We start from the raw sequence: 14,901 nt of genomic DNA, 5'->3' as shown, positions 1-14,901 counted from the left end.
CCGGGAGTTGACGGCGGCACCCCGGTCGGATACCATTATGTCCGCCGCCGCTCGTGAACCCGTATGAGCCTGTACGATGCGGTCGCTGACCTCCCGCTCGTCGTCGAGGGACACAACCGAGAGCGACGCGAGCGCGACACCTCCAGCGGCTTCACCCGCGTCTCGACGACGTTCGCGCTCCACGGCGCGGGCGAGACGGGGCGCGGCGAGGACGTGACCTACGACACGCCGGACCACGACGCGCTGGCCGACGCCGACCCCGATTTCACCGCGTTCGAGGGCGAGTGGACGCTCGACGAGTTCTCGGCGGCGTTAGACGACGTGGCCCTGTTCCCCGAGCCGCCCGAGCGCGAGACCGCCCACCACTACCGGCGCTGGGCCGTCGAGTCCGCGGCGCTGGACCTGGCGTGCAAGCAGGCCGGACGCCGGCTCGGCGACCTGCTCGACCGGTCGTACGACCCCATCCGGTTCGTCGTGAGCACCCGCCTCGGGGACGAGGGGTTCGACCGGGTGGCCGGCCTGCTCGAGGACTACCCCGGCACCGAGTTCAAGCTCGACCCGACGGACGACTGGGACGACACCCTCGTCCAGCGGCTCGCCGACACCGACGCGGTGCGGCTGCTCGACCTGAAAGGGCTGTACGAGGGGACCGAGGTGGACCTCACGCCGAATCCCGAGCTGTATCGCCGCGTCGTGGAGGGGTTCCCCGATGCCGTCATCGAGGACCCTCGCCTGACCGACGACACCCGGCCCGTCTTCGACGGCCACGAGAACCGGGTGTCGTGGGACTACCCCATCACGGGCGTCGAGAGCGTCGAGGACCTGCCGTTCGAGCCCTCCTGGCTCAACATCAAGCCCTCCCGGTTCGGCACGGTCGAGTCGCTGTTCGACACGCTCGACTACGCCGCCGAGCACGACATCGCGCTGTACGGCGGCGGCCAGTTCGAACTCGGCGTCGGCCGTGACCAGATCCAGGCACTCGCCGCGCTCTGCTACCCCGACGGTCCGAACGACGTGGCGCCGGGCGGCTACAACGACCCCGAGCCGGCGGCCGACCTGCCGACGAGCCCCCTGGACCCGCCCGTCGGATTCGGGCCACGCTGAGGCGACGCGTTACGGAAGTGCAAGGAGAAAGCCCCGCCCTTCAGGGCGGGGATGAATCCGACAGTCGATGACACAGACCGGCGACGATGGAACGGCCTGATATTCCAGCAGATTCTTAAGAAAGCACATCCAATTACAAATGTAATGGTCACGGTGACTGTCACCGCGAAGTTCCACAACCCGTCCCTCACACGGCGGAAAGAGTGGCAACACGCCACTCGCCTCTACCGTGATACCAAGCAGTTCTGCATCGACGGATGGGAGAACAGCGACTTCGACAAGTCCGTGACCACGGCTAGCATCGACAACAATCTCTACTCGGCCATCCAGAACCAGGCCATTCGAGAGGCGAAAGCCGACCACACAAAGGATGGAGCGGTTCGCTACCGAGAGAGTCAACCATTCGCCGTCAACAACCAGAACTGGGAGATCGACACGACCGAGAACGGTACAGTCGTCGTCGGCTTCCCGTGTGTCTCTCAGTGGTGGTACACGCCTATCGAAGTGTACGACGACATTGCCGACCCTGTAGACCGACTGGTTGAAGGAGACGCAAAGAAGACGCGACTGCAAGTGTATCGCCGTGGCGAGGACTGGTACTGTACGTTCAATATCGAGTACGAGACGGAGCCGACTGGCGAGACACCCATCGGCGTCGATATTGGCGAACGACACATCCTCGCAGCGACGGCCTACGGTGAGGACGAGTCAATGCTGGTGTCGGGTGGTGAGGCGAAGTACGTTCGACGCAAATATCGTTCCCTACGCGATTCGCTATCGGAAGCGGGTGCGCTTCGCGCACGCAACCGTGTGGGTGACAAAGAACAGCGTCGAATCACGGACTTGAACCACAAACTCTCCCGTCGCCTCATCACATTCGCGGAACAGTTCGAGAATCCGGTCATCAAACTGGAAGACCTCGAAGGTATCCGCAAGAACAGTTCGTGGTCTGGCGTTCACTCGTGGCACTTCGACCAACTCCAACGCTTCATCACGTACAAGGCCGAACGCGCTGGTATTCGCGTCGAAAAGGTCGATGCGTACAAGTCGAGTCAGACCTGCTCTGCGTGTCGGTCGCTCGGCACTCGTGATGGCGACCATTTCTATTGTTCGGAGTGCAATCGTGGTCGCCACGCAGACCTGAACGCTTCGGAAGAACTTGCACAACGGGAGGGAGAACCATGCACGGCGTAGCAGTTCGGCTGACGCGAACCGTGCTACCTCGCTGGTTGAACAACCAGCCGTCATCGACGCCCGCTGTATGCGGGGAGGAAGGCCCCATTGACAGGGCTGTACGCGCTGCAAAGCACACCGTTGGTCACAACTCGGTGGCGACCTTCGACGTTCCACGCGAAAGCGTCCTTGAGAACCGAGGAAACGCGCAACCTGAATATCCCCTTCGGGGAATCCTCGCCCTTTAGGGCGGGGAGGATGTCAATCCCCGGCGTCCAGGTACTCCTGTTGCACCGCCACGACCTCGCTCGAATCCGCACAGTCGGCGTACCGACGCAGCGGCTCCTCGTTCAACTCGAGGAACGTATGCCCCCAGGAGAAGTGCGACAGCACCTCCTCGGCCTGCTCGCGGTACCCGAGGATGACGAGTGCGCCGGCGAACGCCTCGGCGGTGTTCAGCTGGAACGGCGTCCCGTAGTTGACGGGGTTGGCCGCGACGAGGAACGGGAGGCCCCGATGGGGGCCATCGAGCCGGAAGGCTTCGGCCTCGGCCGTCTCCCAGGAGCAGTCCAGCGCGACGAGGACGGATTCCTCACCGTCTGCCGGAGAGAGCGCCTGCTCGGCGTGCGGGTCGAGCACGATACCTCGCGGCGTCGCTCGCGCCGACTCGTGCAGGGTCACCTCATCGAACTGCGCGAGGCGGCGAGCCGTGCACTTCTCGGGGTCGTCGTCGCCCTCGTACCGGACGTGCAGGTCCACGCCCCCTGTTTCGTGTCGAGCGATAAAAGCCGTGCGTCAGCACCTGTCGAGCGCCGTTCGTTCAGGTTAGCTTTGCATACGCGCGCCGGAGGCGCGCGTTTCACCGCTCGGAGCGAGCGAAGCGAGCGGAGAGCGGCATTTTTTCTGAACGTTTTTTGCGGTGAGCGGTACCCGCAGCGGGCCGGCTCCGCCGGCCCGCAAGCGGTACCCGAACCGCAAAAAAGCTCGAATAAAAGCTCTCAGTCGTCGACGACGACCTCGACGGGGTCGTCGGACTCCTCGACGGCCTCGTCGTCGCTCTGGGACTCGAGGTAGAACAGGACGCCGGCGACCGCCAGGACGACCCACGCGCGCCAGTTGGCGACGTTCAGGGTGTAGCCGACGCCGAACGGCTTCTCGACGAGCATCCCCTCGCCGGGCTGCCAGTACGAGGAGAGCATCCGCCCCAGCGAGGGTCGCTCGAAGTTGTACGGGATGCCGAACAGTTCGCCGGACTTGGGCATATCAGCCATACCGCGGGGTACGACGGGCCGCCTAAAGGGGTTTCTGGTGGTAGCGATGCCGGCCCAGGGCCGGCATCCGCCGTCGGCCGCCGCGTGGCCGCACTACCGCGCCACGCCCGCCGACAGGAGGACGAACAGCAGGGCGACGAGCAGCAACGCGAGCCAGCTGACCACCTCTGCGGTCCAGTACGGCGCCGCCGGGAGCCAGCGTTGGCGGTCGATTGGGTGCATGGCACGTCGACTTGGGGCTGCAGCCACCAGTGTGTTACGGTTTGTCACAGCATCAGGTCGTCACTGGTACCGGCCGCGTCCCTCGATAGCCCCCAGTTGCCCGCGGACAGCCCCGACGTCGAGGTCGGACCCGTCTGCGGTCGCCCGGTAGGCGTCGAGCGCGGCCTCGCGGAGCGCGCCGGCGTCGTCGGCCGTCCCGTCCAGCGCCTGCCCGAGGACGTGCAGGTCCATCGCGAAATCCTCCGGGTCGTCGGTGTAGTAGCCCAGGCCGAAGTCGACGAGGTACGTGCGGCCGTCGGCATCGCCCGTATCGTTCCCGCCCTCCGCGACGCGGACGTTCCGGGTCGTCGGGTCGCCGTGGACGAGGCCGGCGGCGTGACAGCGTGCGAGGTGGCCGGCCACGTCGCGGACGCGGGGCTCGGTCACGTCGGCCCGGAGGTCGCGGGTACCGACGTACTCGAAGGTGAGCGTGGCCTCGGCGGGGTCGACATCGAGCACGAGCGGCGTCGGAACGCCCGCGCGTCGGGCGTCGTGGGTGAGCCGGGCCTCGCTCCGGGTGCGGGTCGCGCGCAGGCGCTCGTCGAGGTCGGGATGGCGGTACGCCTTCGGGAGCCGGCGCTTGACGACACGTCCCGCCTCGGGCTGGAGGGTGACGACCGCCTCGGCGCCCTGCACCTCGTGCTCGCCGGTGATGTCGACGGCGCGGGCCACGGACGGCTCACCGTCCCGCCAGGTCACCTCGACCTGATCCGGCCGGAAGTCCGGGTCGACGGCCGAGTCCGCGATGTCGAGCGTGTCGCCGGCGGCGGCCATCTTCGCGCCCAGCACCGCAATCATCCCGGCGTTGTCCCGGAGGAATCGCGGTTCGGGGGCGAAGAACTCGGCCCCGCGGGCCTCGCACATCGACGCGAGCATCTCGCGCAGGCGGTCGTTCTGCCCGACGCCGCCGCCGAGGACGAGTTCGTCGCGCCCGGTCAGCGAGAGCGCGCGCTCGGCGACCTCGGTGAGCATGGCGAAGACGTGCTCCTGCAGGGCGAAGCAGACGTTCTCGACGGGTTCGCTGTCGTCGACGGCCTCCTTCGCGGCGCTCATGATGCCCGAGAACGAGAAGTCCATCCCCTTCACGACGTACGGGAGGTCGGTGTACGCGCCGTCGCGGGCGCGTTTCTCGACCTTCGGGCCGCCGGGATGGGACCAGCCCAGATGGCGCGTGAACTTGTCGATGGCGTTGCCGACGCCCGTATCCAGGGTCTCGCCGAGCACGCGGTAGCGCCCGTTGCGGTAGCCCAGCACGTGTGCGTTCGCGCCGCTGGCGTTCAGACAGACGGGAGCCTCGAAGCCGGACGCGTGGCGGCCGATCTCCAGGTGCGCGACCATGTGGTTGACGCCGACGAGCGGCACGTCCAGCGTGCCCGCGAGTGCCCGTGCCGCGGAGCCGACGATGCGGAGACACGGACCGAGTCCGGGCCCCCGCGAGAACGCGACGGCGTCGATGGGCGGTTCGTCGGCGGGCCCGTCGTGGGGGGCGCGGGCCTCGTCCAGAACGGTGGCGACCACCTCCGGGATGGCCGCGCGCATGTGCTCGGCGGCCTCGCGGGGGTGGATGCCGCCGCTCTCGGGAACGTACGCGTCCGTCTCGATGACGGTCTCGTCGGTCGCGGTGTCGTGGAGCGCCGCGCTGGCGGCCCACGCGGTCCCCTCGATGCCGAGCACGCGCATTGCTTGGTCGGGAAGAGTCGGGCGGGGCGCTTAGGGGCGTCGGGTCGGGCGCGTCACGGCCGGGGGCCACGGAACGCCAGGACGATGAAGACGACACCGAGGAACATCAGGACTACGCCCCAGAACCGCGTCCAGGTGACGTTCCAGCTCGTGGGCTCGACCTCGTCCCACGACCGCGTACTTCCGATAGCGTCGATGCGCTCGCCGAGCGTCGCCGTGGTTCGGGGGAGAGCGGCGCCCACAAGGCCGGCGAGAAAGATGAACAGCCCGCCGGCGAAGACGAGCGGCTCGACCATGCCGACGGCTGTGTGTCGGTTGGAATAAAGCTTCGCAGGAAGCGCGCTACCGCGAGCGCCTCACTTCCACTCGGTGTACGAGCAGCGACCGCAGTGCTGGCGGTCGTCGTGGTCGGCGAGGAAGGCGTCCCCGCAGCGGGGACACTGCTCTTTCGCGTGCGTGCCGTCGTCGTTGTAGTATTCCGAGCGCATCTATCTCAGGCCTCCTCGGCTTCGGCGTCCGCCTCGGCGTCCTCCGCTTCGGCGCCGATCTTGTTCCGGTCGAGCATGTAGTCCTGCTCGATCTCGGCGGCGTTCTCGGGGCTGTCGTAGACCTTCGCGTAGCCGACGGTCTTGCGCATCCCGAACTTCGTGTCGAGCTTGTGGACCACGACCTCGTCGGAATCCTTGTTGAGCTTGGCCGCGAGCGAGTCGCGCACGGAGAGCCGCGACGGACTGGCCTCGTCGTGAACGATCTTGAATCGCACGTCCGTCCGATGCAACATCGGGTTCGCCTCCTCGGAGATGATGTCGATATCCATGGTTCGTTGTGCGTGAATCGTTCCGAAGCGCGTAAAAGGATTTCGAGAACCGTTCCCGCCGTTTTCGGGAGTTGCGGTAGTGGGACAGCCGTGGTGAGCGACACGACACCGGTTCTGTTGAATCCCTTAGCCGGTGAGGGGTTTCAGCGCTCGTGACCGACCTAGGGCGCATATTCAGCAGGTCGCGTAAAACCGAGGCGCAAGTACCAATCCTCGAAAATGTGTGTCCGCTCACCGCATCCGCATCACTCCACCAGGGTCGAGATCAAACGCCATATACGGCTCCTCCTTCCCTCGAACCGGGTAGTAGTGGACGTGGTCCTCCTGCGTTGTTCTGCCGTCTGAAGATGTGGATACTGTGAAGCGGATCTCGTACTGCCGGTTGGGAACAAAATCCTCACGCTCGACTTCTCCTTGCGCTTCTATCGAGAGCGTCTTATCGTAGACCTTCGCTTCGTATCTCGCCTCTCTATCACTTCGAAACAGACGAAGTCGGACCTCGTGAGGTTCATCGAGGTGGCTGAAGATAGCCAGATCAACCGACGCTCGGTCCGAGAGGAGTGCTGAACACCCCGTTAACGTACTTGCACCCGCGAGGGCGGCCAGAAACCGACGACGGGAGGGCAAATTCATAGTTCCAGATTTCTCCACCCGGATAAATGTCTTCGGGCCTACCCTCCGTCATCGAGCCGGTCTAACAATTCATCTCCAGATGTTCATGGGCTCACTCACAGGTTGGCATTGACCTTGCTGAACTCACTGAGCCGGCCACCACAGTTCTGACAGACTCTCGAGTGTTTCAGCAGAGCTACGACACCTTCCCGTTCTACGGCGACGGAACCGCATCCGAAGCCCTCGCGCTCTCGACTCGGAGGCCTCGCTGCGCGCCTCGGCCTCACTTCGTTCGGCCTGCGGTGCTTACGTCGGCCGCCTTCGTCGAGGAGCGCTCGCCCTTCGATTCCACCAGGAATGTAGAAGATGTCACGAAGCGGCGACCCTGCCCTTCCCCAGGTCGTGCGGGCTCGCTAGCGCGAGCCACGCGCTCCCGGCCCGTGGATGGTTGAGAGTCGCGTTCAGTCTTTGGAGAGGGCCACCAGTACGAAATATAGGAATCCATAGTCAAATCCCCATATTTCGGACGAATATTCGAATATGTAACACTATATTGGAAGTAACAGACTTGTGACTACAGCTCCCGTTCGTGCTTCAGCTTGTCGCGGTCGATATCCTCGATACTGGAACAGCCGGCCAGCCCCATCGTGAGGTCCAGCTCGGCGAGGAAGTTCTCCAGAACGTGGCGAACCCCGCGCTGCCCGGCCATCGCGAGGCCGTACGCGTACGGGCGACCGAGGAGAATCGAGTCCGCGCCGAGCGCGAGCGCCTTGAACGCGTCCGAGGCCCGGCGGACCCCGGAGTCGAACAGCACCGGCACCTCGCCGTCGACCTCCTCGACCACGTCCGGCAGCGCCTCGATGGCGGTGATGGAGCCGTCGACCTGTCGGCCGCCGTGGGTCGACACGTCCACCGCGGCGGCGCCGTGCTCGATGGCCAGCCGCGCGTCCTCGGGGTGGAGCACGCCCTTGATGACGACCGGGAGGTCCGTGTTCTCGAAGACGAACGAGAGGTCGTCCCAGGTGAGCGACGAATCGCCGAAGATATCGAGGAAGTGGTCGACGGCGGCATCGGGGTCCTCCTCGGGTGGCTTCTCGAGCGAATCGCGGAACGCCGGGTCCGAGAAGTAGTTCGCGACGCCCTCGCCTGCCATGAACGGGTAGTAGCCGCGGTCGATGAGGCGCTCGCGCCAGCCCAGCGTCGGCGCGTCGACGGTGAGGACGATGGCATCGTAGCCGGCGTCCTCCGCCCGGTTGAGGAACGACCGGGCCACGTCGCGGTCCGAGGACCAGTAGAACTGGAACCACTTGGGCGTGTTCGGCATCGCCTCGGCGACCTCCTCCATCGGGGTCGAGGAGAGCGAGGAGAGGATGAGCGGCACGTTCAGCTCCTCGGCGGCGGCGGCCGTCGCGTGCTCGGCGTCCTCGTGGAGGAGGGTCTGGACCCCGAGCGGCGTGATCATCAGCGGCCAGTCCATCTCCTCACCCAGCAGCTCGACCGAGAGGTCGCGCTCGGCGACGCCGCGGAGCATCCGCGGGACGATGCGGTACTTCGAGAAGTCCTTGCCCCGCTCGAACGTCTCGTCGCTCCCCGCGCCGCCGTGGACGTAGGCACGCCCCTCCTCGCTCATGTTCTCCCACGCGGCCGCCCGGATGTCCTCGAACGACGTGGGGAGGTCCGGCGGGTTGTCGTGGAGCATCCCCTGCCGGTACACCGCTTTCAGTTTCGCGTTGCCGATGTTCTCTCGCTTCGGCGCGTCTGCCATATCGGCCGTTCAACGCCGGGGCGCTTATGGGTGGTCCTTGCGGCGTGTCCCGCCGCCGCCCGGACGGGCCTTCAACCCCGCCGGAAGAATCGATGCCCGTGTATACCCGAGTATTTTTCAACCAGTTCCCGACTGAACGGTCCGTATGGGTTGAAGTCGGTCGGGCACAGAACCTCCAACGATGTCGGACCAGTGTGCCACCTGTGGAGCGGCCGACGTCATCCTGTTCACCTGCGGGTACTGTGGTCGCGAGTTCTGTGCCGACCACGACCTCCCGCACCACTCCTGCGAGGGGTTCGCCCACCCGGGCGAGGGTGTCGACGAGGTGACGTTCGAGTGGGGGGCAGGCGGGCGCACGGACCCGGACGACGCCTTCACCGAGAGCGGGTTCCGGCCGGCCACCGACGGAACGGGGACAGCGACCCGGACCCCGGTGCCCCGCTCGGCCCCGGAGGTAGCGACACCGGCGGTCGAACCGGCCCCGCGGTCGACGGAGGCCGACGCCACGCCGGCCGTCACCACCCGCCCACGACGCACCGAGCGACCGACCACGCCGGCCGTCACCCCGGCACCGCGGCCGGTCGAACCGGCGACAACAGCGGTCGAGCGGCGTCCCCGGACGGCCACCCGGCCCACGACCCCGGCCATCCGGCCCGTGCCGCGCCAGCCCCACCGGGCCACAGCGCGGGCGGTCCGACCGGCTCCCAGCCCCGAACCGGAGCCCGAACCGGCCGCAACGACCACAACCGCCGGACCGGGACCGACCGCGGCGGCAGCGGCGGTGCCGACCCCCGACGAGCCGTCCGCGACCGAGCACATCCGGGCGATGGACGCGAAGCGGTCACCTGGAACCATCGAGCGGCGCGACCCGCGGACGCTGACGGAGTGGCTCGACCAGCAGACGTACGTCTCGCTGTCGGTCAAGACGGCCGCACTCGCGACAGTCATCAACGGGGCACTCTACCTCGGGATGATGCTCACCCTCCACGGGCTGCTCCCGGTCTGAGCCCGCCCTGACAGATCAGACAGTGGCTCCCGTGACGACCTCGGAAAAGTAGCGTTCGTTCTCGTCGCACCGCGGGGGCCCGTTGTCGGGCCTCAGGCCGATTCCGCCTCCGTGACGGTGTCGACCGTCTCGTCGTCGGCCAGTGCCCGGTCATGTGCGCCCCGGATCTCGGCCTCGACCGCCTCGCGACCCCGCCGGAACTCGCCCATCGCCTGCCCGGACGAGCGGGCCAGCTTCGGCAGCCGGTCGGCCCCGAACAGGAGGACGACCAGCAGGAGGACGACCAGCATTTCGGGACCGCCCGGCAGGCCGAAGAACAGTGGTGTGATGCTCTCGAACATACCCACCCTATGGACGGCCAAGGATATGAACACGCACTCGTGACCAGGCGTTAGAGATGCCTTAACGAGGCATTAACGACAATCCCCGGTGGGGTCGCCGGCCCTCCCGGATCAGTCCAGCGGCCGGAGCGTCTCCGACAGGTCCGTGGGGTCGCCGCCGCCGAGGCGCTCCGAGCGCTGGACGTACGTGTGGGCCACACCGACGACGAACCACCCGGCCGCGATGACCGCGGCGTAGGCGATGTCCGGGAGGAGGGTGAACGGGTAGACACCCAGTGCCACCGCCGCCACGAGCGCCGCGGAGAAGCTGCTCAGCGCGAGGGAGAGTTCGCTCCACGACAGCTCCCGCTCCGGGACGATCTCCAGGTAGATGTCGAACGCCTCGATGGCGGCGGTCAGCTCCAGGGTCCCGCGGTCGCGGTCGTAGTCGATGACGCCCACCTCTGCCATCTTCGGCAGATGGGTCTGGTGGAGTGCCGTGTAGACGCGCTTGCGCTCCTTCGGCGTCACCGCGGCGACCTCGATGCCGTTCTCCCAGGCCGCGACCTGTTCGGAGAGCTCCCGGACCGAGACCCGCTCACGTGTCGCCTTCAGGTGGTGGAGGACGTACCGCCGGCGCTCGTTGCTCAACACCTCGAAGACCGTCTCGGGTGCGATAACCGACTCAGCTGCGGACGCGTCGGCGTCCGGGCCACTACCCCGAGCCGAGACCGTCCCGGTGGCCGTGCTGCTGTCGGCAGCGATCGAGCCGCCGGCTGACGGCTGCTCCCCCTCGGTCCCCGTGGTATCGGAATCCATCGCGTACTGAACGGGCATACAGACGCATCCGTTGCGTAAAAGCCTATTTCGTCCCAATCGACAGTTTCACCCGACCATACGCCCGGATATTGTCACTACTTGGTGACGCCCGTGGATACTACTCAGCGCCCCCGGAACGAACGGCGGGCCCGCCGACGCTCGGCCCAGAGCTGGTAGACGCCGGAGACGGCGAACGCGACGAGCGCCACCGTCGCGGGCACCAGCGGGTCGACCGCCGACAGCACCGGGACACCGGCCAGCGATGCCACCACCAGGAACAGCCCGATGACACCGAGTGTGCGGTAGTAGCCCGCCCAGGTGATGCCCAGCCCCGTCAGGACGCCGGTGTGGCTGGTCACCTGGCGCGCGGCGGGCAGCACCCGGACACGCTTGTGCTCGATGTCGTAGTCGACGAGGCCGAGCGCGGCCAGCTTCGGCAGGTGCGTCCCGACCAGCGAGTTGTAGACACTGAGCCGAACGTCCCGTGGTGCCGGGCGGACACTCGTCTCGGCGGTCGCGACTGCCTCGGAGAGGGCCTGTACGCTGACCTCGCCCTCGCGCTGGAGGTACGACAGCGCGGCCGACCGCCGCGTGCTGCTCAGGACCTCGTGGACCTCGTGGGCCGGAAGCCGGCGGCGGAAGCGTCCTGCGAGCCCGCGCACCTCGGTCGTGTCGGTCACGGCCGCTCGCCTCCCGGAAGTGCTCCCGTCGGTTCCCGTGTCCCGATCGATCCGCCGGTCCCTGTCTGGTGTCTCGTGTTCATCTTCTGGTCCACCTACCCGCGGCCGATGACCACGGGGTACTGCAATCGTCCGATGATGGTCCCGTGGGGGTATAGACATGGTTCGCCTATCCAAGAATACGGTCCCATTACCGCCGGAATCCACCGATATGAACGGTTCGGGGGCTGCTGGTATACACGGCCTACCGCGTGCGGTCACCAGTTGACCAGTCATTCAACGGGCCGTGGGAGGGTGCTCGGGCAGCCGATGCGGGTGCGGTACCGACTCCATGTCTAACCCCACCCCTATCCCAGAGGGAAGCAACCGGAAGCGACCCGCCGACACGGCCGCCGTGGCCGGGCCGCGACGCCAGCCGGGGAGAAACACCAATGAGCAACAACGACGACATCGGAAACGACTCGCAGCTGTACAACCTCTCGCGCCGGAAGGTCCTCGCGGGCATGGGCGCGGTCGGTCTCGCCTCCGTCGGCGCCGGGCTGGGCACCTCCGCCCTGTTCAGCGACACCGAGAGCTTCGAGGGCAACTCGATCACCGCGGGTACGCTCGACATGCTGGTCACCGCCGAGGCTGTCGCGGCCAGCCCGTACTGGGAGGGACAGGTCAGCCTCCCGCAGAGCATCACCTCTGAGGATGCAGAAGCGGCCGAGTTCTCCCTCGAGATCAACGACGTGAAGCCCGGTGACTGGGGCATCATCTGCTTCGATATCGAGAACGAGACCAACCCCGGCTACGTTCAGGTATCGGTTCCCGGAGGGGTCATCAACGACGGCGGCACGAACCCCGAGCCCGAGCAGGAGGCCGAGGGCGGCAACGGCAACAGCGCCGACCTGGGCGACGCGATGCTGGCCTCCATCTGGCAGGCCTACACGGATAACGACAACGGCCGTGACGACCTCTCCGTGCTCGACCCCTGGACCAACGACGAGTCCAGCTCGCCGGTCAACAAGCCGTACGCGGCGGTCAGCCAGGACGACTTCGAGGCGTCCGACTACGGCCAGACCGTCGAGTCCGACATGGACTACCCGACGCTCAACGAGCTCGGGAGCTTCCTGAGCGGCGGCCAGCTGATCCGGAACGACGACGGCACCCCGTTCCAGGTCGGCTACGACGACGGGACGGGCGATCCGGCGGTCGGCGACGGCAAGGCGAGCTTCTGCCTCCTACTGGAGATTCCGGCCGCGGTCGGCAACGAGATCCAGGGCGACTCCGTCACCTTCGACCTGGTCTTCGAGACCGAACAGGTCCGCAACAACCCGTCCCCGTTCGACGGTGACCCGAACAACGGCACCCCGACACCGAGCGCGTAATTGGGCAACGGCGACTCCGGTCGCCCTTACCGACCACCGCGCCCGCGTGACGCGAGGCGCGTGAACCTGCGCGCCGGGCCGCTCGCCCGGCACCGTCCCCCGGTGGGAGTACGGACGGAGGCCACTCCGCCCGGCTCACACCACCCGGGGACACCACAACACACCAATGACCCAAGACAACCAACTGATCAACCTCACCCGACGGCAGATGCTCATCGGAGCCGGCGCCATCGGCCTCGCGTCCGCAGGCGCCGGACTCGGTACGTCCGCGCTGTTCCGCGACACCGAGAGCTTCACCGGCAACTCCATCGTGGCCGGCGAACTCGACCTGCTGGTCGACTGGCAGCAGCACTACTCGTACTGGGACGGCGGGATGAAGCACGTCTTCGTCAACGCCCACCCAGACCACAACGGCGACGGTGAGCAGTCCATCCCGGCGGACAACGACGCCCAGCAGATCAGGTACAGCGACTTCAAAGACGCGGACGACCCGGACAGCAACGGCGCGAACATCGACCTGCTGGACTGCTCGAACATCCCGCCGCTCTCGGAGGCGAACTACGGTGTCGACCCGATCACGGGCGAAGAGAACGACACGCTCGTCCAGCTCCGCGACGTGAAGCCGGGCGACGAGGGCGAGATCACCTTCTCGCTCCACCTCTGTGACAACCCCGGCTACATCTGGATGCAGGCCGGGAACGTCAGCGACACCGGCGGCATCCCCGCCGAGCCCGAACTACTCGTTGACTCCGACAACCTCGGTAACCTCGGCGACGCAATCCAGGCCACCCTCTGGTACGACGAGGACTGCGACAACGTCTACGACGAGGCTGCGCCCGCGGACATCATGCTGACGCTGGACTTCTCCGGCTCCATGCTGTACGATGACTACGGCGGTGTCGTCAGCAACGACGATATCTCCGTCTTCGGACAGAATTACAACGAGACGACGAAGATCGACCTCGTCGAACTCGGCGCGCGCCAGTTCGTCGACTACCTCGAGGCACAGGGCGCCGACGTACAGATCGGCGTCGCTTACTTCGACGGGGAGGGCAGCGGGGAGTCGACACCTCGCGTGCGCGTCTACCGGGACCTGACCAGCGACTTCGACGACGTCGATACGGCACTGACGGGTCTCAGGCAGAAGCTCGCCAACGTCGTCACCGGAAGCTTGCCGTCCGACGAGACAGGCAGTGACGGCGATCCGGACCCGTTCTCCAACGCGAGCGGAATCGCCACGGGCACCTACATCGGCGAGGGTGTCGATGTCGCACAGGACGAACTGGACGACAACGGACGCCCGGGCTTCCGGGCGGCGAACATCGTCCTGTCCGACGGCGAGTCGTTCGACGGCGGCGGCAGCACGTCCTTCGCCTCCCCCGAGGACGCGGCGGACCGCGCCCGGACCGCCTCCCCCGACGCTCCCGCGACGGACGTCTTCACCATCTCCGTCGGCAGCGCCAACGACAGTGTCCTCCAGGGGATGGCTGGCGCAGCCGGCGACGCGGTGGGCGGCGACCCGACGTTCTTCAACGACGTCGACGACCCGCTCAACATCCCCGCTGTCTTCGGCAACCTCGCGGCGCAGTTCGTCGCTGAGGTCGTCATCATGGAGGATACGCTCGCCAACGTCCTCGCGGAGCTGGCCGACGGGAACGGTATCCCGCTCGACGGCAACCGCGCGACGATCTACGACGAGCTGAGCGACCCCGCGAACGATCACGACCGCGACGCGTTCACCGGCGGCGGCACGATGCACTGTGTCGCGCTCAAGTGGGAGCTCCCGGTCGACGCCGGCAACGAGGTCCAGGGCGACACCCTCGGCTTCGACCTGGGCTTCTACACCGAGCAGGAGCGCAACAACGACGGCAGCGGTCCGGCCTGAGACACGGGCGGATCGGACGGCGGCGACCCGGCGACAGCGGGTCGCCCAGCCCGCGCCCCCACGCGGAGTAGACATACCAGGGGACGCGGGGCCACGCCCGGCGGACGGTTCCAGAACGGCGGTTCGACTCCGCCGGCC

17 protein-coding genes are annotated in these 14,901 nt (G+C 66.9%); 5 read left to right on the top strand and 12 right to left on the bottom strand.

What is annotated here, in order from left to right:
- The first annotated feature begins 63 nt into the window (after nucleotides 1-63).
- Nucleotides 64-1,104, top strand: coding sequence for an enolase-like domain-containing protein (locus NL114_RS08500; protein ID WP_350355407.1), 1,041 nt, complete (start codon nucleotides 64-66; stop codon nucleotides 1,102-1,104).
- Between the two features lie 144 nt (nucleotides 1,105-1,248).
- Nucleotides 1,249-2,298 (top strand): RNA-guided endonuclease TnpB family protein, encoded by a 1,050-nt coding sequence (locus NL114_RS08495; RefSeq protein ID WP_254824359.1) that lies wholly within the window; start codon nucleotides 1,249-1,251, stop codon nucleotides 2,296-2,298.
- 240 nt (nucleotides 2,299-2,538) lie between these two features.
- Here the strand turns inward: NL114_RS08495 and NL114_RS08490 are convergent, their stop codons facing one another.
- The 9 genes from NL114_RS08490 to NL114_RS08455 form a co-directional block, all read right to left on the bottom strand.
- The gene (locus tag NL114_RS08490) at nucleotides 2,539-3,036 is read right to left on the bottom strand and encodes a DUF367 family protein (protein ID WP_254824358.1); all 498 of its coding nucleotides are present in this window, start codon (nucleotides 3,034-3,036) and stop codon (nucleotides 2,539-2,541) included.
- A 239-nt stretch (nucleotides 3,037-3,275) separates the two neighbouring features.
- Nucleotides 3,276-3,548: a DUF5808 domain-containing protein gene (locus NL114_RS08485; protein WP_254824357.1), complete on the bottom strand. Its 273-nt coding sequence runs from the start codon at nucleotides 3,546-3,548 to the stop codon at nucleotides 3,276-3,278.
- Between the two features lie 93 nt (nucleotides 3,549-3,641).
- A complete protein-coding gene (locus NL114_RS21620; protein WP_286668250.1) occupies nucleotides 3,642-3,770 on the bottom strand; it encodes a hypothetical protein in 129 nt (42 codons plus the stop codon).
- Nucleotides 3,771-3,830: 60 nt separating this feature from the next.
- Nucleotides 3,831-5,489 (bottom strand): bifunctional N(6)-L-threonylcarbamoyladenine synthase/serine/threonine protein kinase, encoded by a 1,659-nt coding sequence (locus NL114_RS08480; protein WP_254824356.1) that lies wholly within the window; start codon nucleotides 5,487-5,489, stop codon nucleotides 3,831-3,833.
- Nucleotides 5,490-5,542: 53 nt separating this feature from the next.
- Nucleotides 5,543-5,785: a DUF6199 family natural product biosynthesis protein gene (locus tag NL114_RS08475; protein ID WP_254824355.1), complete on the bottom strand. Its 243-nt coding sequence runs from the start codon at nucleotides 5,783-5,785 to the stop codon at nucleotides 5,543-5,545.
- A 60-nt stretch (nucleotides 5,786-5,845) separates the two neighbouring features.
- Nucleotides 5,846-5,977: a 30S ribosomal protein S27ae gene (locus NL114_RS08470; protein WP_254824354.1), complete on the bottom strand. Its 132-nt coding sequence runs from the start codon at nucleotides 5,975-5,977 to the stop codon at nucleotides 5,846-5,848.
- A 5-nt stretch (nucleotides 5,978-5,982) separates the two neighbouring features.
- Entirely contained in the window at nucleotides 5,983-6,306 is a 324-nt protein-coding gene (locus tag NL114_RS08465; protein WP_254824353.1) for a 30S ribosomal protein S24e, read from the bottom strand.
- A gap of 231 nt (nucleotides 6,307-6,537) precedes the next feature.
- On the bottom strand, nucleotides 6,538-6,939 hold the full coding sequence (locus tag NL114_RS08460; protein ID WP_254824352.1) for a hypothetical protein: 402 nt from the start codon (nucleotides 6,937-6,939) through the stop codon (nucleotides 6,538-6,540).
- A 553-nt stretch (nucleotides 6,940-7,492) separates the two neighbouring features.
- Nucleotides 7,493-8,683 (bottom strand): alpha-hydroxy-acid oxidizing protein, encoded by a 1,191-nt coding sequence (locus tag NL114_RS08455; protein WP_254824351.1) that lies wholly within the window; start codon nucleotides 8,681-8,683, stop codon nucleotides 7,493-7,495.
- A gap of 181 nt (nucleotides 8,684-8,864) precedes the next feature.
- On the opposite strand from NL114_RS08455, the gene NL114_RS08450 reads away from it, so the two are divergent.
- The gene (locus tag NL114_RS08450; protein ID WP_254824350.1) at nucleotides 8,865-9,689 is read left to right on the top strand and encodes a hypothetical protein; all 825 of its coding nucleotides are present in this window, start codon (nucleotides 8,865-8,867) and stop codon (nucleotides 9,687-9,689) included.
- Between the two features lie 92 nt (nucleotides 9,690-9,781).
- Here NL114_RS08450 and NL114_RS08445 read toward each other — a convergent pair whose 3' ends face one another.
- The 3 genes from NL114_RS08445 to NL114_RS08435 form a co-directional block, all read right to left on the bottom strand.
- Nucleotides 9,782-10,030, bottom strand: a complete 249-nt coding sequence (locus tag NL114_RS08445) for a Sec-independent protein translocase subunit TatA/TatB (RefSeq protein WP_254824349.1) — start codon at nucleotides 10,028-10,030, stop codon at nucleotides 9,782-9,784.
- A 111-nt stretch (nucleotides 10,031-10,141) separates the two neighbouring features.
- A complete protein-coding gene (locus NL114_RS08440) occupies nucleotides 10,142-10,846 on the bottom strand; it encodes a DUF7344 domain-containing protein (RefSeq protein ID WP_254824348.1) in 705 nt (234 codons plus the stop codon).
- Between the two features lie 104 nt (nucleotides 10,847-10,950).
- Entirely contained in the window at nucleotides 10,951-11,508 is a 558-nt protein-coding gene (locus tag NL114_RS08435; RefSeq protein WP_254824347.1) for a DUF7344 domain-containing protein, read from the bottom strand.
- Nucleotides 11,509-11,939: 431 nt separating this feature from the next.
- On the opposite strand from NL114_RS08435, the gene NL114_RS08430 reads away from it, so the two are divergent.
- On the top strand, nucleotides 11,940-12,878 hold the full coding sequence (locus tag NL114_RS08430) for a SipW-dependent-type signal peptide-containing protein (RefSeq protein WP_254824346.1): 939 nt from the start codon (nucleotides 11,940-11,942) through the stop codon (nucleotides 12,876-12,878).
- 166 nt (nucleotides 12,879-13,044) lie between these two features.
- Complete coding sequence (locus NL114_RS08425; protein WP_254824345.1) at nucleotides 13,045-14,763, top strand: vWA domain-containing protein; 1,719 nt, start codon at nucleotides 13,045-13,047, stop codon at nucleotides 14,761-14,763.
- Nucleotides 14,764-14,901: the final 138 nt, after the last annotated feature.

It is taken from the genome of Haloglomus halophilum, assembly GCF_024298885.1.
Taxonomy (GTDB): Archaea; Halobacteriota; Halobacteria; order Halobacteriales; family Haloarculaceae; genus Haloglomus; species Haloglomus halophilum.
Note: the sequence above shows the minus strand (reverse complement) of the source record. Positions and strands in the feature narration are given on the sequence as shown.